This is a genomic window from Pantoea sp. B566, from assembly GCF_024793925.1.
Taxonomy (GTDB): domain Bacteria; phylum Pseudomonadota; class Gammaproteobacteria; order Enterobacterales; family Enterobacteriaceae; genus Pantoea; species Pantoea ananatis.
This window is the reverse complement of sequence record NZ_JANUQL010000003.1, coordinates 1,235,913-1,261,036: the sequence shown is the minus strand read 5'-3', so window position 1 is coordinate 1,261,036 and position 25,124 is coordinate 1,235,913. Positions and strand designations below refer to the sequence as shown.

The 25,124-nt window shown below is 55.5% G+C and carries 7 protein-coding genes; 3 read left to right on the top strand and 4 right to left on the bottom strand.

Annotation, left to right across the window (positions count from 1 at the left end; genetic code table 11):
* Nucleotides 1–361: 361 nt before the first annotated feature.
* Nucleotides 362–1,090, bottom strand: a complete 729-nt coding sequence (gene ubiG / locus NYE92_RS07445; protein ID WP_259018818.1) for a bifunctional 2-polyprenyl-6-hydroxyphenol methylase/3-demethylubiquinol 3-O-methyltransferase UbiG — start codon at nt 1,088–1,090, stop codon at nt 362–364.
* A gap of 176 nt (nt 1,091–1,266) precedes the next feature.
* Between ubiG and gyrA the strand changes: the two genes are divergently transcribed.
* Complete coding sequence (gene gyrA / locus NYE92_RS07440) at nt 1,267–3,909, top strand: DNA topoisomerase (ATP-hydrolyzing) subunit A (protein WP_259018817.1); 2,643 nt, start codon at nt 1,267–1,269, stop codon at nt 3,907–3,909.
* 217 nt (nt 3,910–4,126) lie between these two features.
* Nucleotides 4,127–6,976: a two-component system sensor histidine kinase RcsC gene (gene rcsC, locus NYE92_RS07435; RefSeq protein ID WP_014605386.1), complete on the top strand. Its 2,850-nt coding sequence runs from the start codon at nt 4,127–4,129 to the stop codon at nt 6,974–6,976.
* Nucleotides 6,977–7,015: 39 nt separating this feature from the next.
* On the opposite strand, the gene rcsB is transcribed toward rcsC, so the two are convergent.
* From rcsB to NYE92_RS07420, 3 genes are read right to left on the bottom strand one after another with little or no spacing between them, the layout of a single operon-like run.
* On the bottom strand, nt 7,016–7,666 hold the full coding sequence (gene rcsB / locus NYE92_RS07430; RefSeq protein ID WP_014605387.1) for a response regulator transcription factor RcsB: 651 nt from the start codon (nt 7,664–7,666) through the stop codon (nt 7,016–7,018).
* Between the two features lies 1 nt (nt 7,667).
* Entirely contained in the window at nt 7,668–10,328 is a 2,661-nt protein-coding gene (gene rcsD / locus NYE92_RS07425; protein ID WP_014605388.1) for a phosphotransferase RcsD, read from the bottom strand.
* A gap of 19 nt (nt 10,329–10,347) precedes the next feature.
* Entirely contained in the window at nt 10,348–11,502 is a 1,155-nt protein-coding gene (locus NYE92_RS07420) for an MFS transporter (RefSeq protein ID WP_259018815.1), read from the bottom strand.
* Nucleotides 11,503–12,196: 694 nt separating this feature from the next.
* Between NYE92_RS07420 and NYE92_RS07415 the strand changes: the two genes are divergently transcribed.
* On the top strand, nt 12,197–24,730 hold the full coding sequence (locus NYE92_RS07415) for an Ig-like domain-containing protein (protein ID WP_259018814.1): 12,534 nt from the start codon (nt 12,197–12,199) through the stop codon (nt 24,728–24,730).
* Nucleotides 24,731–25,124 lie beyond the last annotated feature (394 nt).

Below are 25,124 nucleotides of genomic sequence, written 5' to 3'. Positions count from 1 at the left end.
ATCTTGGGGTTGTTGACGATATGCATAACAATATGGAGGCTTATTCTAGTATTTTGCTGGCGCTTAACAAGAGGAAAAAATGATGTCTGCGGGGGTTGTATTTTCTGAGGGTTTTCTTAAGCCGCGTCTCGTAAGGCCGCAGGTCGTGTCAACCATTCAGAGAAAATATTGCAATTTATGATCGACCGCTGATTTTTCAAACATTGCGCTAACTTTTCCAACACCTCAGCGCGGGAGAGCAAAACGTGCAGATACCGTCTCAGCCAATGCCCTGGATCCGCCCCACGGAAACGCTAACCTGCGCAGATGACAACAGGATGACAGCAGCGTGGGCAGGGCAGAGCCACACGCTGCAGGATTATCAGGCGTCGCCGTGATGCGTGTGTATCATGTAGTTCACATCCACACCGTTACCCAGACGAAACTTATCGGTGATGGGGTTGTAGTGCAGGCCAATCATATTGCGCTCACGTAGCGGCGTTTCATCGACCCAGCCCAGCAACTCAGAAGGGCGGATAAATTTTTTCACATCATGTGTGCCGCGCGGCACCATGCGCAGCACATATTCAGCACCAAAAATGGCCATCAGCCAGGCTTTGGGATTGCGGTTGATAGTCGAGAAGAACACCTCACCGCCGGGTTTCACCAACTGCGCGCAGGCGTGCACCACCGAACGCGGATCGGGCACATGTTCCAGCATCTCCATGCAGGTCACCACATCGTATTCGCCCGCATGCGCGCTGGCGTGCTCTTCCACCGTCTGTTGCACATAGCTGAGCGTGACGCCGCTCTCCAGGGCATGAAGACGCGCCACTTCCAGCGGTTCGGCACCCATATCCAGCCCGGTGACCACCGCGCCTTCCCGCGCCATGCTTTCGGCCAGGATGCCGCCGCCACAGCCAACATCCAGGGCTTTCTTGCCGAACAGCCCGTTGCTGTGTTGCGCAATATAGCCCAGCCGCAGAGGGTTAATACGGTGCAGCGGTTTAAATTCGCCCTCCAGATCCCACCAGCGCGAGGCAACGGCCTCAAACTTGGCAATTTCCTGTGCATCGACATTGTGCTGATGATTCTGTGGTTGTGCATTCATTGAATCGTGACTCCTGACAAAACGTGACATCAGTATAAACGCTTAACTGACTCTGACGCACCTTATCAACTTGAGGAAAAGCACCTTAATAAGGTGGTTAACGTTCACCAGCGAATTGCTCTGTGATATACTTTCGCACCTTTAAAATCCGGGATTAGTAGAGGGATAGCGGCTCCATGAGCGACCTTGCGAGAGAAATTACACCGGTTAATATCGAAGAAGAGTTAAAAAATTCTTACCTCGATTACGCCATGTCGGTCATCGTTGGCCGAGCTTTACCCGATGTGCGTGATGGCCTGAAGCCAGTACATCGCCGCGTACTATACGCGATGAGCGAACTGGGTAATGACTGGAACAAACCCTATAAAAAATCTGCCCGCGTCGTCGGTGACGTTATCGGTAAATATCACCCCCATGGTGATTCTGCCGTTTACGACACCATTGTACGTATGGCCCAGCCTTTCTCCCTGCGTTACATGCTGGTGGACGGTCAAGGCAACTTCGGATCCATCGACGGCGACTCCGCTGCGGCGATGCGTTATACCGAAGTGCGCATGTCCAAAATCGCCCACGACCTGTTAGCTGACCTGGAAAAAGAGACCGTTGATTTCGTTCCGAACTACGACGGCACCGAGCAGATCCCTGAAGTTCTGCCCACCAAAATTCCTAACCTGCTGGTAAACGGTTCGTCCGGTATCGCAGTCGGCATGGCAACCAACATTCCACCGCACAACCTGCGTGAAGTGATCAACGGCTGCCTCGCCTATATCGAAGATGAAAACATCAGCATCGAAGGGCTGATGGAGCACATTCCGGGGCCTGACTTCCCGACAGCGGCCATCATTAACGGTCGTCGCGGCATTGAAGAAGCCTACCGCACCGGTCGCGGTAAAGTGTATATCCGTGCCCGTGGCGAAGTGGAAGTGGACGCCAAAACCGGGCGTGAAACCATCATCATTCACGAACTGCCGTATCAGGTGAACAAAGCGCGCCTGATTGAGAAAATCGCCGAGCTGGTGAAAGAAAAACGCGTTGAAGGCATCAGTGCGCTGCGTGATGAGTCTGATAAAGACGGCATGCGTATTGTCATTGAAATCAAGCGTGATGCGGTTGGTGAAGTCGTCCTCAACAACCTCTATTCACTGACTCAGTTGCAAACCTCTTTCGGCATCAACATGGTGGCGCTGCATCAGGGCCAGCCGAAGATTATGGCACTGAAGGAGATTCTGGAAGCCTTCGTTCGCCATCGTCGTGAAGTGGTCACGCGTCGTACTATTTTTGAACTGCGCAAAGCTCGCGATCGTGCGCATATCCTTGAAGGCCTGGCGATTGCGCTGGCTAACATCGATCCGATCATTGAGCTGATCCGCCGTGCGCCCACGCCTGCCGAAGCGAAAGCGGGCCTGATCGCACAATCCTGGGATCTGGGCAACGTGTCTGCCATGCTGGAGCGTGCCGGTGATGATGCTGCCCGCCCAGAGTGGCTGGAAGCGCAGTTTGGTATTCGTGAGGGTAAATATTACCTGACTGAACAGCAGGCTCAGGCCATTCTGGACTTACGTTTACAGAAACTGACCGGGCTTGAGCATGAAAAGCTGCTGGATGAATACAAACAGCTTCTGGATCAAATTGCGGAGTTGCTCCACATCCTGGGAAGTTCTGAGCGCCTGATGGAAGTCATTCGCGAAGAGCTGGAACTGATGCGCGATCAGTTCGGCGATGAGCGCCGCACGGAAATCACTGCGAACAGCGCAGACATCAACATCGAGGACCTGATCAATCAGGAAGATGTGGTCGTCACGCTGTCGCATCAGGGCTATGTAAAATATCAGCCGCTGAGTGATTACGAAGCGCAGCGTCGCGGTGGCAAAGGCAAGTCTGCCGCCCGCATTAAAGAAGAAGATTTTATCGATCGTCTGTTGGTGGCAAACACCCACGATACGATTCTGTGCTTCTCCAGCCGTGGCCGACTCTACTGGATGAAGGTTTACCAGCTGCCGGAAGCCAGCCGTGGGGCTCGTGGACGTCCAATCGTCAACCTGTTGCCGCTTGAAGCGAATGAACGTATCACGGCGATTCTGCCTGTGCGCGAATATACCGAAGGCTTCAATATCTTTATGGCAACCGCGAGCGGCACGGTGAAGAAAACCGGTCTGCAGGAGTTCAGCCGTCCACGCAGCGCCGGTATCATCGCTATTAACCTGCGCGATGATGACGAGCTGATTGGCGTAGCGCTGACCAACGGTAACGACGAGGCGATGCTGTTCTCGGCCGCCGGTAAAGTGGTTCGCTTCGCCGAATCTGCCGTGCGTGCCATGGGCCGTACGGCCTCGGGCGTACGCGGTATCAAGCTGGCGCAAAACGATCGTGTGGTTTCCCTGATTGTGCCGCGTGAAGAGGGCGCGATTCTCACCGTGACGCAGAACGGCTACGGTAAGCGTACCGCGAACAGTGAGTATCCAACCAAATCCCGTGCGACGCAGGGCGTGATCTCCATCAAAGTGACCGAGCGTAATGGCCCGGTGATTGGTGCAGTGCAGGTGGTCGACAGCGATCAGATCATGATGATCACCGATGCCGGCACCCTGGTGAGAACCCGTGTGTCTGAAGTCAGCATCGTGGGCCGTAATACCCAGGGTGTGATTCTGATTCGTACGGCAGAGGACGAGAACGTGGTTGGACTGCAACGCGTGGCTGAGCCGGTGGAAGAAGAAGAGCTGGACTCCATCGACGGCAGCGTGGCGGAAGGGGATGACGATATCGTACCTGAAGTCGACAATGAAGACGATGACGTACCCGCAGCGGACGACGATGAGTAATTAGCGCGTCGTACGTTAAGAGCAACGGCAGGTCAGGGATCACCCGACCTGCCGTTTTTTTTGCGGCAGGTTTGGCAAAGGATGATTTCCTCAGGGGCAAATAGTCCCAAACTGCGCCGGGTGCCCGTCACCGACTGGCTTTTTTGCTGCGATAAAGCTAGTGTATGAGCATTAAAAATCCCACGATGCGACTAACCTTGCCACCTGCGAGTTACCTTTGAAATATCTAGTCTCTTTCCGCACGACGCTTCGCATTTCGCGCTATCTGTTTCGCGCGTTGGCGCTGCTAATCTGGCTACTGGGCGCGGTGCTGACCACCTTCTACATCATTAGCGTACTTCACGATAAAGAGAACAAGGTACGGCAGGAATTTGCTGGCAACTACGGCACAATTGACTGGTACGTTCGCCTCTCAGCGGGCAAGATGCGCGAGCTTAAGTTCATCGCTGAAAACCACCTCACCAGCGCCAGCGCCGGGGGAGAAGCCTCGGATCGGTCAACGGCAGGAAAGACGATTCAACCGCAGTTTACCCCCCTTTTTTCCAGTGATGACTGCACCGCCATGAGCGCGACCTGGCGCAACTCACTGGACTCACTCAGTAACTATATCAATTACTGGAGGAGTCATTTCGCCTCATCTTATGAGCTCAACCGGGTGTTCCTCATTGGTGGCGATAACAAGTGTCTGGCGGATTTTGCTATTGGTAACAACGTTAACCGCGATAACAGCCTCAAGCTGTTGCAGGAAAACCTTCAGCGCTACCGCAACAGTTCGGAAGAGGAGCGTCGCAACCCGGTCTACTGGGTAAACAGCAGCGCCCAGCCAGGCGTAGGAAACTTCTCTGTTATCATGCCGATCTACGTGGCGGATAAACTTCAGGCCCTGCTGGGCGTCGAGCAAAATATCCAGCTTGATGCGTTTATTCAGCCCGGTAGCCTGCCCGTCACGGCAACGATTACGGATGAAAATTACGCTCCGCTCCTGACCTCGCGCCGGGGCGGTTTGGGCTTTTCATTAAATGAATTGCCTGATGATAAAACCTGGTTTGGCTATCTTGACGGTTACCGTCAGCTGGTGCTGAAAAAACCGTTGCCACCGTCGAATCTTAACGTGGTGTGGTCGGTCTCTACCGATGTGCTGGTCGATCAGCTCAAACTGATGATGATCAATGCCCTGTTGCTGAATATCCTGAGCGCCATCCTGCTGTTTACGCTTGCCTGGCTGTTTGAGAGACGCATGTTTTTGCCAGCGGAAGAAAACGCACACCGGCTGGAAGAGCACGAGCAGTTCAACCGTAAAATTGTCGCTTCAGCGCCGGTAGGGATCTGCATTTTACGCACCAGCGATGGTACCAATATTCTCAGTAACGAGTTGGCACACAACTATCTGACGCTGCTGACGCAGGAAGACCGTAAGCGATTAAATGAGATTATCGGCGGGCAGCAGGTTAACTTTGTTGATGTCCTGACGGGCAGTAATACTAACCTGCAAATCAGCTTTGTGCATTCCCGCTACCGCAATGAAAACGTGGCGATCTGTGTGCTGGTGGATGTCTCCGCCCGCGTGCGCATGGAGCAATCCTTACAGGAAATGGCCCACGCGGCAGAGCAGGCCAGCCAGTCGAAATCCATGTTCCTGGCAACGGTCAGTCACGAACTTCGTACGCCGTTGTATGGCATCATTGGTAACCTGGATCTGCTGCAGACGCGGCAGCTGCCGAGCGGTATAGACTCGCTGGTGACCGCGATGAATAACTCTTCCAGCCTGCTGTTGAAGATCATCAGCGATATTCTCGACTTCTCCAAAATTGAATCGGAACAGTTGAAAATAGAGCCGCGACCTTTCTCGCCGCGCGAAGTGATCACCCATATTGTCGGAAACTATCTCTCCCTGGTGGTGAAGAAGCGCCTGACGCTTTACTGCTATATCGAGCACGATGTTCCGCAGGCACTTGATGGTGATCCTCTGCGACTGCAGCAGGTGATTTCTAACCTTCTGAATAACGCCATTAAATTCACCCATACGGGCTGTATTATTCTGCATGCCTATGTCACACAAGGCTATCTGGCGTTCCGCACGCGTGATACCGGTGTGGGTATTCCGGCTAAAGAGTTGACCCGACTGTTTGATCCCTTTTTCCAGGTGGGCAACGGCGTACAGCGTAATTTCCAGGGGACCGGATTGGGGCTGGCGATCTGTGAAAAACTGATCAACATGATGGACGGTGACATTGAGGTTGAGTCTGAGCCGGGAATGGGAAGCCAGTTTATTGTCCGTATTCCGATCTACAACGGTAAACAGCCTTCCATTCCGCTGCTGGACGGCTTACAGGATAAGAAAATCTGGCTGGCGATGCGCAATGAATATCTGGCGCAGTACCTTGAACGGCTGCTAAAGCAGCATGGTATCCAGGTTGCTGAATATCAGGCCCAGCCGGGCAGTGATGATGTGGTGCTGACAGATTACGTGCCCGACATCCACGCGCCAGTGCGGGCGGTTATCACTTTTGACGGTTCGCACGTGGACATGCCTCGTGAGCCTCAGACGGGACGCTGGATCCACAGCACGGCAACCCTGCATGAGTTACCCACGCTGCTGGCGCGCATTTACCGGATTACGGTTGACGCGGAGGTGAACGATGGCCTGGCGCTCGACGGTCCGGTGGAAGAAAAAATTCATAATGACGACATTATGGTACTGATCGTTGACGATCATCCTATCAACCGTATGCTGCTGTCAGAACAGCTTGGCACCCTGGGTTATCAGGTTAAGACCGCCCAGGACGGCGTCGATGCGTTAAACGTTCTCAGTCGTAATAACATCGATATCGTGCTTACCGATGTCAACATGCCGAATATGGATGGCTATCGCCTGACGCAGCGACTGCGCCAGCTGGGGCACGTGTTTCCGGTAGTCGGCGTCACCGCCAACGCGCTGGCAGAAGAAAAACAGCGCTGCATGGATGCAGGGATGGACAACTGTTTGTCGAAGCCGGTGACCTTGGACGTGTTGAAAACAACGCTGGGCATTTATGCAGAGCGGGTACGGAAAACGCGGGTAGGGTAGCAGGGAAAAGAGGCGGTGCGAAACGCACCGCCTGAGGACTTAATCTTTATCGATTTGTGTCGCACTGACGGACGACAGGTAGTTGAGCAGGGCGATATCATTATCCACGCCCAGCTTCATCATGGCCGATTTTTTCTGGCTACTGATGGTCTTAATACTGCGGTTCAGCTTCTTGGCAATTTCGGTCACCAGGAAACCTTCAGCAAAGAGGCGTAATACTTCGCTCTCTTTAGGTGACAGACGTTTATCGCCATAGCCGCCCGCGCTGATTTTCTCCAGCAGTTTGGCGACGCTTTCCGGCGTATATTTCTTGCCTTTCTGCAGTGCCGCCAGCGCTTTTGGCAAATCGGTTGGCGCCCCCTGTTTCAGGACAATGCCTTCAATATCCAGATCCAGCACCGAGCTCAGAATGGCTGGGTTATTGTTCATTGTCAGAACAATGATGGACAGATCGGGATAGTGACGTTTGATATATTTAATCAGCGTAATACCGTCGCCGTATTTTTCCCCTGGCATAGAGAGGTCGGTGATCAGGACGTTCGCATCAAGTTTGGACAGGTTGTTGATTAGCGCCGTTGAATCTTCAAATTCACCTACAACGTTAACCCACTCAATTTGTTCCAGAGACTTTCGGATACCGAAAAGAACAATTGGGTGATCATCGGCAATAATTACATTCAAGTTATTCATCTTATTGGTTACCTTGCTGCAGCAGTTGATTGACATAAGCGTCAATATTACTGGTGGTATTTTTAATGTTTGAATCGTCACATACTTTGATGTGGTGTTCTAACGCTTCACAAAGCTGTTTGCCCGGTGTCAAATTGAGCATAGCAAACACGCCCTTAAGGCGATGAGCTGTCTGAGCAAGCGAGGCATAATCTGATATCGCTGACTCAGTATACAATCTCTTTACATCATCCGGTACTGTCTCAGTAAACAGCTGGAAATAGCCTCCACTTAACAGTGCCGTGCCGGCGTCATCTTCAGTGTCATCCTCCATCACATCGTGGGACAATTGCTTCTCAATCAGTGCCAGCAAGGCATCAAGTAATGCATTGCTGAGATTGAAATTGACGCGATACTGTTGGTCGTTTAAAGCATGATGGCCAGGTTCATCCTCCGCCAGCAATAAAGCCCAGCCGCTGAGTTTGCTGGGATCGTCAGTAATCTGTACATCGTGATCCTGGCCTGAGATACGTTCATCCGGCGTCAGGCAGCGTGCGCCCCAGTTCTCCAGATGGCGACAGACGATCTTGTGCACGTCTTCAACGGCAATCTCAACCAGGGCGGTAATCCCTTCGAGAATCTTCTCTTGATCGTCTTCGTGCTTCTCTTCAAGCGTAAGCGGAAGCTGAATGTTATATCGGGTGCCAATGTCCGCCTTAGCAACGATTTCCAGGCTGCCGCCCATTTGCTTGCACAGCTGTTTGCACAGGAAAAAGGCCATGCCCGAAGCCTGACCATAACGATCCTGGCTGGTATCGCCCAGGAACGGAAAATCGACATTGGCCAGTTCATCGATCGTGAGCCCAGCTCCCGTATCCACCAGCTCGATATAGAGGCGGTCAGGGTGCTGTTCGGCGGTTTTTACCTCAAGGGTAATCTTGCCCCAGCGCGTGGTGATCAGGGCATAGTGCATTAGCGTCGTCAGCACTTTGCGCAGGGCACGGCGATCGCCAAAGCGTACTTCATCGTTCGGCTGATGATTATTCACCACCAACGATAACCCTTTACGACGCAGCAGTGGCAGGCTTTCCAGCGCGATTTCGTCCAGAAGTTCCTGCAGATTAAACACACTGGCGTCAGGCGACCAGTCGTGCGCTTCAAGGCGATTCAGCAGCACAATATCGTCGACCAGACGTGCCAGTGACTGGCTCTCATCCAGAATATCCAGCACGCTTTCGTCATTCTCTCGCTGGCTCAGGTGCACCAGCTGCGAGACAATTTTTTCCAGCGGCTGATTTAACGCGTGACCAAGATGATGCAGCAGTTGCTGACGCATCTGGTGGTTGCGATCTAACACCTGTTGCGCTTTTTGCAGTTTCTTGTTCACCAGCAGCTCGCGATCCTGATCGCGCATCATGAACAGTTGGGTGTGCGGAGACAGCACGCTTCGTGCGTGACGAATCTCATACACTTCATTGTTGATGGTGGCTTGCAGTACGCCCTGATGCTGGTCGGACATATTGATGATTTTCTGCAGATTCAGGTGAGGCAAAAGATGCTCAGCGATTTTATTGCTCAACAGCGTGCGGTTACTGGCAAAATCATAGACCAGCAGGCCAACGGGCAAACTGGCCACAATCTCCTGATTGAGCACCCGGAGCGAATCCAGCTCGGCGCTTTGATTCTCACTGGGTCGTAGAGACTGCTGACGTAGCAACAACATGCCGCTAAGCGAGAGTAAAAACAGCACCAGGTTAATCAGCAGCGGCCACATCAAATTATGTGCGCTGTCGAGCAACAGGCGTAAGAGTGGCACACGGTAAACCAGCTGTAGCGATGTACTGGGTAGTGCAGCGGCGATTTCAATATCGTGATTGACCAGGGCTACCTGTGTGGTTTCAACATCGTCCTGGTTGCTGCTGGCGTTGTTATTCAGCGTGGCATCCTGACGCAGCTGGAAATTCTCCACCGGCATATTCAGGGGAATTAAGTCGTTGATGGGCAGATCAAATGCCACCACAGTCGCCAGATGACCGGGCTGATTAAACGTGGTGCGCAACGTAAAATAGTGGTCGTTCTGAAAGGCAAGATGGCGAAGGGGAGAAAAGCTTTCACGCTCATCCAGCGCATTGGCCTGCTGCAGCATTTCAGCACGTCGTGCCTCAACCAGAGAACTGATGGCATTCTCTTTGTAACGCGTCGTCATGTCTTTCAGCGGCAGGGTGGAGATCATGATCAGGCTGTTGTCCTGACCATTTAAAAAGTACATGGACCAGGTCGGCGTTTCTGCACCCCATAAGGTGTCCAGATAGCTGGACATTCGCATCGACATATCCAGCGTGCTGCTGTCATGGGACCCGAAAATCAGCGCTTCGGTTTTGCGGCGCGTTTTTTCCAGATAGTAGACATCCGGACGCAGGCGCGTCTCTTGCAGATTACTGGCAGGAGGCGTACCGGCAGCACTGGTCGACAGGTTTTCATAAATCTGCCAGGTAACGAAACGGTAGGCATCAATACGTTTCTGAATATCTCGCGCCATATCCGCCATGGCGTAACGTTTGTCGGTCAACCAGGCATTGACGGAGTTTTGCACCATAAAGCCTAGCGCCAGTAACAGCACCAGATTAAATACGATAAAAAAGCGAGTGACATTGCCGGATGTCAGCGGAAACTTATACAACATAGCGTCTCAGATACCTGATTTATCGCGCAACGTTGCGCGCACTGACAGCCACAGCCAACAATAACAGTGCTATGAGTAAAAACGCACCGCTAAGGCTAATCCATTGAGAAATGAACCCGATCAACGCCGGACCAGAAAGAATACCTGCATATCCCAACGTTGTCATGGCGGAAATCGCCAGGTTAGCCGGCATATCATGCTGGTTACCTGCCGCATTGAACAACATCGGCACGGTATTCGATAATCCAAAGCCGACCAGTAAGAACGCCAGCAATGAAGCTTCGGGCCATGGGAGGAGCACCGCTAATGCCATTCCTGATGCCGCCGCCAGCGCGCCCACCAACATGACAGGATAACGGCCGAAGCGATGAATAATTTTATCCCCGCTAAAACGCCCAACTGTCATGGCAACGGAAAACAGCGCGTAGCCGAGCCCGGCATGCGCGGTCGTCATCACAGGGTTTTGCAACAGCAGGAGTGCGCCCCAGTCGAGCACGGCGCCCTCTGCTAAAAACAGAATAAAACACAGCATGCCCAAAAAGGCGACGCGTCCACGTGGGATGACCAGCCACGGCTGATCGGGCTGGTGCAAACGCTGATTCATAAAGGTGGGGATTCGCCACAACAACAGCACCATCATCACGGCCATCACGATCAGCACGGAAAGCAGTGGCGTCAATTCCAGGCTCAACAGCAGGCTGACCGCCCCGGCACCCAGAATACCGCCCAGGCTAAAAAAAGCATGAAAGCCTGACATCATCGGCTTGCCAGCTGCTTTTTCCACTTCAACGGCCTGATAATTCATGGCGACGTCCAGCATGCCCAGTCCGGCACCAAACAGCATCAACGCGGCGGCCATGAAAAGATGCGTTTGCACCGTGGCGAGCAGCGGCATCATACATAACACCAGTAGCGTTGAAAATATCATCACTGTACGGCAGCCAAAGCGCGCTACCAACGTGCCGGTTACCGGCATCGCGAGCAATGAACCGATACCCAGACACAGCAACAGGGCCCCCAGGGAAGCACCATCTAAATGCAAGCGATCGCGTGCATAGGGCACCAGTGGCGCCCAGGCTGACATTCCCAGGCCATTGATCAAAAAAATGATGCGTGTGCCCCCGCTCAGGCGGCGGTCAGAGGGAGTTGATTTTGCGGCATCCAATGCTGTCATGGCCCTAATTCATCAGTAGCAAAGCAGAAAAGTGTAGCATTAATTGGCTGCAAAACGCTGTGAGAACACAGGTTTAACAGGTTTTCCGGACCGCTTTTATCAGCCCTGTCAGCGGCCAGTGTACCGACTTTTACCGCGACAAATTTTTTTTCCAGAACTTTCCTGGCATAACCCGCGGGTAAACCCTGCACCGGCCCTCTTTCAGGAACGATCTGCATCACAGTTTAGTGATGTGAATTGCTTAGCTGAACTTCAGTATCGGGCAGGAACCCAGAAAACAAAAAAATAGAGACATTTCCGGCACTTTTGCAATTTACTGGAAATATTTAGCAATATTTTGACATGCAATAACATGCATTCCGCCTTTTTCCTCCCTAATAAATCACAAAAATTTCTAATGTTATTTTTATTAATTCATAAATAAAACTGCATCTTATGATTGATTTTTAAACGCAGGCAGTTAACTATTGATTGCACGATGTTGCCATTTGTGAGCATCGATTAATACAAATGTTAAAAAAACAAAGTCACTACTTGCGGAGTTGCCTTTTGCTTCGCCTGTTTTCTTAAACCGCCTCCGCCAGGCTGAAACGTTTTCCGATACACAGCATGAAAAAACGTCAATGAAAAATCATAATTTATTTTTATGGTTTTCATTTCAGCTAATTAGATATTCTGGTGGAGCAAGGTCAAGATGGCAGAACTCACTCAAAGTCGCGTCGATATCATTTCCCGTGCAAATGGTACGCTTACGTCTCAGGTCGACGGCGGCTTAACGCAAACGATCACTCTTAATGAACCGAGCGTAGTACGCATTAATGGTACGCGTGAGGCTGTCGTACAATACCAACGTCAGGGCGACGATCTCATCGTCCAGATGCGTGACGGAAGCTCCGTCCGCTATAAAAAATTCTTCCTCGACGATGCCGCAGGCGACCACAGTGAACTGGTCTTTGATGATGGCGTGAACCCACCAGAGCATGCACTCTTTCCCACGACGGCAGGCGCAACAGATTTAGCGACAACATCCGTGACGCCCGGATTTGAGTCACTGGATAACGTGGAGCCGCTCCTGCTGGCTGATAACAGCAATATTTCTACCGGCCTGATGACGGCGAGTGGTGTTGGCCTGTTAGGACTGGGGGGGTTAGCACTGGGCACCAGTCGCGGCGGAGGCGGAGGCGGAGGCGGTGACACACCGGCAGCACCGGGAACGCCTGGAACGCCAGCAACACCGACCCTGACCGTTAATCCCTTTGCCGGTGACAACGTTCTGGACAACAGCGAGAAGGCCAGCGATCAGCTGGTCTCCGGCACCACCAGCAACGTGGAGGCGGGCCAGACCGTTACCGTGACGCTGGGCGGCCAGACCTATACCACCACAGTTGGGCCGGACGGCAGCTGGAGCCTGAGCGTGCCTTCGGCGGCGCTGACCGCGCTGGCCGCGGGCACCACCACGCTCAACGTGACCGTGAGCAACGCGGCGGGAACGGCGGCCAGTGCTGAGCAGGTGATTACGGTTGACGCACCGGTTACCCCTCCAGGCCCACCGACGATAACGGTGAATGACTTTGCCGGTGACAACGTCCTGGACAACAGCGAGAAGGCCAGCGATCAGCTGGTGTCCGGCACCACCAGCAACGTGGAGGTGGGCCAGACCGTCACCGTGACGCTGGGTGGCCAGACCTACACCACCACAGTTGGGCCGGACGGCAGCTGGAGCCTGAGCGTGCCGTCGGTAGCGCTTGCTGGGTTAGCGGCGGGTGCGGCCACCATCGACGTAAGTGTGACGAACACCGCAGGTAATAATGCGACAGACAGTCAGCCGTTTACCGTCGAAGCGCCAGCAGGTGCAGCAGGTACACTGGTTATCACGCAGCCGCTGGGGGGCGACGGTTTTATTAACGCTCAGGAAGCAGCTCAAGGATTGACCGTAAAAGGATCGGTCGCAGGGGTGGCCCAGGGGCAGCAGGTCGTTGTGAACTTTAATGGTGTCGATTACACCGGCACCGTGGATGCCAATGGACTCTGGTCCGTCATCATTCCGTCCGGTGCCTTTAGTGGCGTCAGTGATGGGGTGAAACAAATCACCATCAGCACCGTGGATGCCAATGGTAATCTGCTGTCCAACACCGCCGATATGACCCTGCAGGCCACTACGCTGCCTGCCATCTCGCTTGATAGCGGCTCGCTGAGTGACGGTATTCTCAATAATACCGAAAGCAGCAGCGATCAGGTATTAAGCGGCAATACCGGTGTCACCGGGGCTGGCCAGCAGGTACAGGTTCAGCTCGGCGGTAAAATCTATGACCTGCCAGTAAGTAATGACGGAAGCTGGAGTGTGACCGTACCTGCGGCCGATCTGGCTGCACTGCCACAGGGCAATAATCCGCTTGTGGTAAGCGCGATCGATCAGGCCGGGAATGTGGTGACACAGACCAGCACGGTCAATGTCGATACGCAACCGCCTTCATTAGGTGTGGATCCCGTGGGCGGTGACAATACGCTCAGCGTAAGCGATCTGACACAGCCGCTGATATTGAGCGGTACCGGGCAGAATGGCGATCAGGTCACGATGTCACTTAACGGCAGATTCTACCGCACGCTGGTCAGCACCAATGGACGCTGGTCATTCCGTATCGATCAGTCCGATTTGGCTGCGTTACCCTCGGGTAGAAATCCTTTTACAGTCACCATTACCAACGCCAATGGCAGTCAGACGACGTTCACCAGCGAACTAAACGTCGCAACGGCACCAGAAGTGCAGCCAACATTGAGTGTGAACAGCGGCACCTTTGCGGGTGATGGCGTGCTGGATGGTTCAGAACAAAAACTGCCACAAACGCTCACCGGTACCTCAACAAACGTAGAGGCCGGACAGCAAGTTAGCGTCACCATTAACGGTATAACCTATACCGGTACGGTAGAAGCAAGCGGTAACTGGAGCATCGTTATACCACCCGTAGCATTGGCAACGCTGGCTGAGGGCAGTCAGGCTCTGACCGTCACCGTGGTGAATGCCGCAGGTAATACCACCAGCACCGAACTGACCTTCCAGGTTGACGCAACAGGAAGCAGCGTTGCCCTGGCTCCGGCAGGAAACAACAATTATCTTAATGCCGATGACGTGGCCAGTGAGGTCGTGCTTAGCGGTAGCACCAGCAATATCCCGGCAGGCAGCATTGTTAACGTCACCGTTAACGGTAACAACTACACCGGTACGGTAGGCGCGGATGGCACCTGGACGGTGACGCTGCCGGCGGGCAGCCTCGTTGGCTTACCCAACGGCGCGCTTCCTGTTACCACCACCATTACCGATGCGGACGGCAATACGCTGGCAACCAGCACCTCGAATATCAACGTTGTGGCGACCGATGTACCGGTTGCGACACCGGGCGATGCGTTTGTCGATGGCGTACTGAACGGCAGTGAAGCGGCAGCGGGCGGTGCTATCACCGGCAACAGTGGCGTAACCGGGGAAGGCCAGCGCGTGGTGGTTACGCTCAATGGCGTCAATTACACCGGTATTGTCGATAACACCGGTAACTGGCAGGTGAACATTCCTTCAGCGGTGCTCTCAACACTGCCACAGGGATCGGTGCCTTATACGGTTACCCTTACCGACATTGCCGGCAACACCAGTAATGCCGCCGGCAGCGTGACGGTCGATACTTTACCGCCAGCCCTGACGGTAGCAACACCGTCTGGCGATGGTGTTCTTAATGCAGTTGAACTTCAGCAGCCCTTGGTCCTGAGCGGTAACAGCGAAGGTAATGCCGTTATCGTAGTCAACATTAACGGAACCACCGTCAGCACCACCGCCAATCCGGACGGGAGCTGGACGCTGGAAGTACCGGCTGCGGCACTGAACGGTCTGACCAACGGCAGCTATCCCCTGACCATCACTGCTACCGACACCGCGGGCAATATCACAACGGACACCAGCAGCCTGACGGTGAAAGCCGATGCGGCTTCATTACCCACGCTGACCCTGAACCCGTTTGCCGGTGACAATCTGGTTGACGGCGCTGAACGTCAGGTCAATCAGGAACTGTCGGGCACCACCACCAACGTGGAGGCGGGGCAGGTTGTGACGCTGACCGTGGGCAGTGACGTGTTTAGCGGTACCGTTCTGGCGGACGGATCGTGGCGCCTCACTGTTCCTGCTTCCGTTCTGTCGGCGCTGGCCGATGGTAGCGCCACCTATACAATTGCCGTCAGCGATGCCGCAGGCAATACCACCTCGACGGATCTTGCGTTGACGGTCAACAGTAATGCTTCCGGTGTGGCGCTTGATACGATAAGCGGAGATAACTTCCTGAATGCCAACGAGGCGGGGGAACCGTTGATCATTACGGGAACCACCGTCAATGTGGCACCGGACAGCACTGTCACGCTGCAGTTTAATAATGTCACTTACACCGCCGTGGTCTCTGCTGGCGGTACATGGAGCGTGATCGTCCCACCATCCGCTCTGGCAGCCCTGACGGATGGCCCTGCGGCCTTAACCGTAACGACGACGGATACAACGGGCGCGGTGCTCAGCAGTTCAGCCACGCTCAATGTCGCGATTAACAATGTTCCCAACCCTGTGGTGATCACGGCCTTCGGCGACGGGATCCTGAATGCCACGGATATTTCCAGCGTACAGCAGCTTAGCGGAACGACCGGCGTAAGCGGTGTGGGCCAGACCGTGAGCGTTTCCCTGGGCGGCAATGTTTATACCGGTACGGTAGACGGAAATGGTAACTGGCGTGTGAGTCTTCCTGCCAATGCCTTAGCCGCACTGAATGAAGGCAGCACGGACTATACCGTCACGGTCACGGACGCGGCAGGGAACAGCCGCGAGGTAAGCGGTAACGTTAATGTTGACCTCACGCCACCGACCCTGACGCTTGATCCCGTCGCCGGGGACAATATCGTAGACGCCGCAGAAAGCACGGCGCCGATCGTCCTGAGCGGCAGCAGCGATGCGGGCGAGGGGCAGGTTGTGACCATCACCCTGAATAACCAGGTATGGAACACCACGGTAGATGCTGACGGCAACTGGAGCTTTGCGCTGCCAGCGGGCGCCCTGGCAGACGTCGCAGCGGGCAGTTATACCCTGACGGTGAGCGTCAGCGATCCTGCGGGGAACCTTTCAACTGAAACCCGTGATATTACCGTGGCGACCGGTACATTAGCGATAAGCATTGATACGCCTTTTGCCGACAGCTACCTGGGTCAGATTGAGGCAGCCAGTGAACAAACGCTGACGGGCACGACAGGGCTGACCGGCGCAGGCCAGATTGTGACCGTCACGCTAGGCGGTAATGACTATGCAGCCACGGTGGATGCTCAGGGCAACTGGACGGTCACGCTGAGTAGTACCGTCCTGCAGGCCTTGCCCGAAGGCACAAATACGCTTGTCGTCACCGTTAGCGATGCGACAGGCAGCAGCGGCAGCCTGAGCAGCGCAATCACCGTTGACTTTACTCCACCGGAACTCAGCCTGAATCCTGTAACCGGTGATAATCAGATTAACTCGCTGGAAATTCTGCAAAATATTTCCGTTTCGGGTACAGCATCGCTGGCCGATGCAGGGCAAACGGTGACGGTGACGCTTCAGGGCGAAACCTATCAAACCCTTGTCTTGATTGACGGTACCTGGGTTCTTGAGATACCCGCCAGCGTCATGCAGGGCTTGCCGGATGGCTCTTACTCACTGGACGTCACGCTGACCGATGCCGCAGGCAACCAGACCACGCTCACCCAGACCCTGACGCGCGTCGCAGACAGCGCGTCGCTTCCGGTACTGACCCTCGATGCCATCAGCGGGGATAATTACCTTAACCAGGGCGAAGCGGCTGCGGACTTAACCATCAGCGGCGGCAGTACGAATTTGACCGCTGGTCAGGTGATCACCGTTTCGCTCAACGGGCAAAGCTACACTGGAGAAGTGCAGGCAGATGGCCGCTGGACGGTGACCATTCCACAGGCTGACGTCAGTGCCTTACCGGACGGTCCTCAGAGCGTGGTGGTGAGTGCCACCGACAGCGCAGGCAACCCGACCAGCAGCGATGCGACCCTTAATGTTATTGCCAGTGGCGCGGCGCTGCCGACCCTGAGCGTGGATGTGGTCGCCAGTGATGACATTATCAACGCCATTGAAGCCGGAGCGGATCTGGATGTCAGCGGCAACAGTACGCAACTGGCAGAGGGAACGGTAGTGACCGTCACGCTGAACAACGTCGGCTACACCGGCACCGTTGACGCGGCGGGTAACTGGACGGTCTCCGTGCCGTCTTCGGCTCTGAGTGGTCTGCCTTCCGGCTCGCAACAGACCTTTGTCGTCACGGCAAATGACGTGGCAGGTAATACCGCCCTGACTAACCACAATGTCGCGATTGACACGACATTACCGGTATTGAGTGATATCAGCCTGAGTGCAGGCACATCGCTTAATCTGGCCGAGTCGCTGCAGGATCTGACCGTGAATGGCAACAGCGATCCGGGCGCGCAGATCACCGTCGTCCTGAACCAAATCACCTACACCACCAGTGCAGATGAGAATGGTGTCTGGTCACTGGCAATCCCCGCCGCGGATTTGCAGCAGCTCAATGACGGGCTCCAGACGCTGACGATTACCGCAACGGACGCCAGCGGCAATGTCACTACCAACACCAGCACCACGCTGGATGTGGCCTTCCGCACACTGCCGGAGCTGACGCTGGATACGCCGTTTGGTGATGGCATTGTCAGTCAGGCCGATGCTGCCGGTGAACTCACCCTGAGCGGCAGTGCGACTAATCTGCCAGAGGGCAGCCCGATCACGGTGACGATCGGCGATCAGCCGTTTAATACGACCGTTGGTGCCAACGGTGCATGGACCTTAACGCTGGCGCCGGGCGCGCTCGATGCCTTACCCGATGGCCTGACCCAGGTGGTGGTGACGGCCAACGATGCGGCAGGCAACCCGGCTGAAGTCAGCGCAGGCATTGAGATTCTGGTGACCGTACCGGCCGATCCGACCATAGCCGCCACGTTGTTTGGCGATAATGTGATTAATACCACTGAAGCCGCCTCCGTGCAGCTGATTACCGGCACCACGCCGTTTGGCGATGGACAAACCGTCAGCGTCAGCGTAGACGGCACGCCACTAACCGTCTCTGTCGATGCGAACGGTAACTGGAGCGCCAGCCTGCCGCCCGATGTGATTGCCGGTCTGGCAGACGGAACGCACACGATCAGCGTGATCACCACTGACCGGGCCGGTAATACTTCTGTTGCCGTTACGCAAGACTTTACGACGGCCACGGCACCTATCCCCGAACCGACGCTGAACACGCCATTTGGTGATGGCCGTATCAACGCGATAGAGGCGCAGGCAGATGGCACCCTGAGCGGCAATCTGAATATTGATAATGCCGCCTCCGTTACGGTAACCGTCAACGGTACGGCCTATGCCGCCACGCTCAACGGTGATGGCACCTGGTCCCTGGCTCTGCCATCGGCATTACTGCAGACGCTGCCAGACGGTAACTGGCCCGTTGCGGTAACCATGACGGACACCAACGGCAATACGGCCACGATAAACAGCAACATTGTGGTAGCAATACAAACCCTGCCGGATGTCAGCCTGACTCTGCCGTTCGGTGACGGAGCACTGAATGCGGCTGAAGCGGCACAAGACCAGACGCTGACCGGCTCGACAGGTATCAGCGGCGAGGGCCAGACAGTAACGGTGACCATCAGCGGCTTTAATAACGATTTGCCACTGAATGCAACCGTTCTGCCGGACGGAAGCTGGTCACTGGTCCTGACGCCGGCGCAGATGGCGCAGATCCCCAACGGCAGTCATGTTATTACCGTCAACGCCACGGATATTGCCGGCAACACTGACAGCACTACGCTCAATGTGGTCACCGCCGTCACCGTTCCCGTGCCCACCTTTACTGACCTGCAGTTTGGTGGCGATAACGTGCTGAACATCAGCGAGGCCGCTGCTGGCGTAACGCTGACCGGGACGACCGGTAGCCTCGGTGCAAACCAGGCGGCAAGTATCAGCGTGGATCTGGATGGAATACGCTATCCGGGTACCGTTGATGCGAATGGTAACTGGAGCGTCACGATCCCACCTAATGCGTTGAATACCATCGGAAGTGGCCCGCACAGCGTGACGGTGAATGTGGTGGATGCAACGGGTAATCCGGCTACGGCACAGTTTGACTTTACCGCCGATCTGACACCGCCAGCCCCGAGCGTGGATCCGCTGCCACGCAACGGCTATGTCAACGCCACTGACGTCGAGAACGGTATCACGCTGACGGGCAATACCGGTGAAACCGGCGCTGGGCAACAGGTTGTGGTGACTATCGGCACCACCGATTTCACTGCCCAGATAGCGGCGGATGGAAGCTGGACATTGCCGTTGAGTAACGCGCAACTGAGCGCCTTAACCGATGGCACCTATTCGTTAGCCATCACCGTCACCGATCCTGCCGGTAACAGTACGACGCTCAACGAATCCCTGGTAATCGACACAACGGCGCCAGCGATCACCGGCGTGACGTTTGCAGGTGATGATGGGCTGAATTATGCCGAGAGTATTCAGCCTCAGGTGTTAAGCGGCATCGCTAACGGTGCGGAGACCGGGTCACAGTTAACCGTCTCCTATAACGGCACGCTGTTAGGTACGGCGGTTGTCGGTGCCAACGGCGCCTGGAGTCTGACCCTGACGCCAGAACAAATGAGCACCTTCGTCGCACCGGATACCACGTTAACGCTTGCCGTCAGCGACCTAGCGGGCAATCCGGTCACGCAGGATCTGACGGTGCCGGTTGATCTTACACCCCCACCAGGACCGCTAGTCACGCTGGGCACCGTATCGGGTGATAACATCATCAGCACGGTCGATCAGCAGGCAGGTGGCGTCGTGGTGAGTGGAACGTCACAAAATCTCGGTGCCACCGGTGTCGTTACCGTCGTGATCAACGGCGTGGACTACAGCACGACGATTGATGCTAACGGCAACTGGACGACGGCAATCTTACCGGTCAGTGATTTTGGCAGCACTGATGGTCCGGTCACGATTACCGTCAATGCCACCGACGGAACGGATACCGTGACCACCAGCGGCACCGTTCAGATCGATCTGACGGCACCGGTACTGACGATTAACAGCTTCACGGGTGACGATGTGGTTAACGCCAGTGAAAGTTCAACGCGTCAGACCATTAGCGGTACGGCGGACACCAGCGAAACGGGACGTACGGTAACGGTTACCCTGAATGGCAAAACCTACACGGGGATCGTGCAGGGCGACGGCACCTGGTCTACCAGCGTGCCAGCCAGTGATATGCAGGCGTTGGCCAACGGTGAAACGACCATTAATGCGCAGTTGACCGATGCCGCCGGCAACGTGGGCAGTGCCAGCCGCACCATTAACGTCGATACCGCAGCACCACTGATTGAGATTGACGCCTTCCTCGGCGATAACCTGATTAACGCCGCCGATGTTGCTGTCGGGCAGGTATTAACGGGCCGGACAACCGGTGCGGAAGAGGGACAAACCATTTCCCTGTACGTGGGCGATGGCGCCCCTGTCGCCACCGGGATCATTGGCGCTAACGGCGTCTGGAGCATCGACCTCACGCCGCAGGTGCTGTCCAGCCTCAACGACGGTGCGCTGGTCTTTGGCGTGCGCGTCAACGATCAGGCTGGCAACCAGACGGATGCCACGATTACCGTGAACAAAGTGGTCAATGCCGCCTTGACGCTGGTAGTGGATTCTGTCTTTGGTGACGGCACGCTGAGCGCGATCGACACCACGATTGCCCAGACCATTACCGGTACGGCGACCTCTGCAGGCGTAGGCGCAACCGTCGCGGTCACGATCGGCGGCACTACCCTGACCAGCGCCGTGGGCCAGGACGGGAAGTGGGCGATTGTTGTTCCCCCCAGTGTTCTCGGCCTGCTGAGCGACGGTGAACTGGCCCTGAACGTGACGTTAACCGATGCAGCAGGCAACAGCCGCAGCGTGGGTGAAACGGTCAATGCCATCGTGAATGCCGTACCTGTCGTGGATAACCTGACCGGTCTGTTTGGCGGCGATAATCTGCTGAATATTGCCGAGGCCGCGGTTGATCAACAGATTGGCGGGATTATCGAGAACGCGGCAGTGGGCTCACGCGTGACCGTTATCCTGGGGACGAAGACGTATAACACCACGGTGCAAGCCGGGGGCAACTGGAGCGTGACGCTGCCGTCCGGCGATCTCTCTTCCTTACTTAATGGCAATCTGACGCTGGGCGTGACTGTCACCGATGCCGTCGGTAACGTAGCCAGCAATAGCGCAACCATTGGTATCTTCACACAAACGCCGACCATCAGCCTGACGTCGCTGTTTGGTGATGGCGTGCTTAACCTGGTTGATATTGCCACCAGCCAGACCATCAGCGGCGTGGTGAATAACGTTGCTGCCGGTTCGGTGGTCACGCTGAACGTGGGGAACAGCCAGGTCACGGCAACGGTCGGCAGCAACGGCACGTTCACCGCCACGGTTGCGCCGGATATTTTGAGTACTCTGACGCAGGGAAATCTCACGATTGGCGCCACGGTCACCGATCAGGCCGGTAACACCGCCTCTACCAGCGCCGGTATTCGCGTCGATACCATCGCGCCTACCCTCACGATCAGTCCGCTGTTTGGCGATGGCCTGTTAAATGCCGCGGATGCGTTACTGGGCCAGACGATTGGCGGCGTGGTGAACGGTGCAGAGGCCGGTTCCCGTGTCGTAGTGACGATTGGCGGCCAGCAAATCGTGACGGCAACGGACGCCAGCGGGAACTTTGCTGTGTCACTGACGCCAAGGCTGCTCCAGGGCCTGACGGACGGTACGCTGACGGTCGGCGTCAGCGTCACGGATGCGGCAGGGAATACGACCAGTAGCACGGCGTCGGCCACGGTAGGGATTAACACCTTACCTAAAGTCACGCTCAACCCACTGTTTGGTGACGGCATTTTGAATATTGCCGAGTCGCTGGTCACCCAGACCATCAGCGGTACCGCCACCGGCGTAGCCGCAGGCAGTACCGTCAGGCTGGCGATTGGTAATACCACGGCAACGGCGATCGTTAACAACGACGGCACCTTCTCGGCCACGGTATCCCCCGCCATTCTGGCTACGCTGCTCGGCGGTAACTTTACCGTGAGTGCCTCGGTTACCGACGCCGTAGGTAACACCACCTCCACCAGCGGCGGTGTGCAGCTGGGGCTGACTCAACCCACCCTGACGGTCAATACCGTGTTTGGTGACGGCATCCTCAGCGCTGCGGACCTGGCCTCTAACCAGACCATCAGCGGGACATCGAATCTGGCTGCCGGGGCGACGGTCAGTGCTACGCTCAACGGCATTACCTATTCAACGAAAGTGATCAGCGGTGGCAACTGGACAATCAGCGTGCCAAAAGGTGATTTAACCGGTATCAGCGATGGCCTTAAAGCGGTTGCGGTGACTGCCACAGATGTGAATGGCAACACCGTGACAGGCAGCGGCAGCCTGACCGTCATCAGTAATACCCCACCCGCCGTAACCATTACTTCGCTGTTTGGTGATAACGCATTAAGCGTTGCCGATGTGAAAACCACCCAGACGATTAGCGGTACGGCGACCAATGCGGAAGGGTCGCTGGTGCAGGTGACGATTGGCGGCCAGACCTTTACTACCACGGTCAGCAGCAACGGCAACTGGAGCCTTCCGGTTTCGGCCTCTAATCTCGCGGCGATCGCGGATGGACTCTATACCGTCACGGCAAGCGTGACGAATGGCGTGGGCAACAGCGGTAATGCCTCGGCTTCGCTGGGCGTTGCCAGCCGGACCACGCCAACGGCGGGCATCAACAGCTACTTTGGTGGGGATGGTTATCTGAATATTGCCGAGGCGAATGTTGCAGAAACCATTAGCGGTACGAGCAGTAACGCGATTGGGGGACGGGTTTCCGTCAACGTGGCGGGCAACATTTTCACCACGACGATTGGCAGTAACGGTGCCTGGAGTATCAGTGTGCCGTCAGCCACCCTGAAAGGCATTGCGGATGGCAGCCATTCTGTAGCCGTTACCATCACCGACGTGGGCGGTAACAGCACCACAGCCTCCAGCAGCTTCACGGCGCTGTCGCACAATCAGCCGCTTCTGGGCGTCGATCCTGTGCTGAGTGTGGTGTCATCGCTGATCAACGGGCTGACGGTGCAGGGGGGCTCTCTGAATGCGGCTCAGGGGTCAAAAGTCAGCGTTACGCTGCTGCTGGCTAACGGCAGCAATGGGCCGACGATTAACACCACCACGGATGCGCTCGGACGCTACGCGGCTAACTTCAGCCCCGCGCTGTTATCGGTTGGGGGACTGCTGCTGTCGCTCAATACGCTGGCGAAGGTCACGATTACGGATGTGGCGGGCAACAGCTACACCACGACCAATACGCTATTGTTAGGCGCTTTGTTGCCGGTTACCACGGCGTCAACGACCGAGTCCGTTGCGCTGTTCTCACTGGTGGACGACAGTGCAACCGCGGCGGGCCATGATACGCAGCACAACACGCAGTCCACCGAAGAGGCAACGCCGACGGTGCACGTGGCTTCAACGCTGACCACCGAAGCCGATGTGGCCGCGCCGGTCAATGCGTCGGAGGACAATACCGGCGTCGCGGCGGCGGCAGTCGCTGAAACGGCAGCCGTAACAGACACGCCTGTTGACGAAAGTTACAGCATCGGCGGGGTGGTCATTACGCTGGCAGATGGCAGCATCGTGGAAGGCGCATCGGTAAATGGGAGTAGTGGTGCCGATACGGTTGTGGTCAGCGATCTGAACTTCAGCCATATCGATGGCGGTGCAGGAACCGATACGCTGGTGCTGAACGGCGATCATCTGACGTTGGATCTGACCGATCTTGGTCTGAAAGTGGAAAACATTGAAGTGCTCGATCTCGGCCAGAGCGGCACGAACGCTGTGAAGCTGGATCTCAACGAGGCGCTGAATATCACTGACCAACAAAGCGATGACCTGGTGATTAAAGGGGCCGACGGTAGCCTTGTCACGCTGGTCAATGGCCAGGGGGGCACGTGGGAAATCAGTGGCGAACGCATGGTGAATGGTCAGTCCTACGAGGTCTACCATAACTCGGCGCTCACCAATGACAACACGTTGGGCGATGTTCTGATTCAACACAATCTGCAGGTACACATCGTTTAACATACGATATTCACGTTAAGCACTTACCCACAGCAGCGGTTGCGCAAGCTTCCGCTGCTTTTTTTCTGCAACGTGGCTTTCAACATTCCGCCACTCTTCCTGGCAACATGTCAGCATGGGGTAAGCACGCCGTGAGGGCATTCGGCCACTAACGGATAGATGAAACAGGCCGTTTTATCTTGACTTCGGGTAACGCTGTACCGACCCAGAGTAACGGGCAGATTAACGCCGGTTCGACAGGAAGCGTAATCGTCGCCTTTTGATGCCGCCTTGCCTGACAACCGCTTCATTAATCACAATCACGAGACCTTCCAGGACCTGAGAGTGCAGCGTTCCGACTGACGGCCGCTCGTGACTCAATGGTAAGAAATATGACTTTTTTAAAATCGATGTC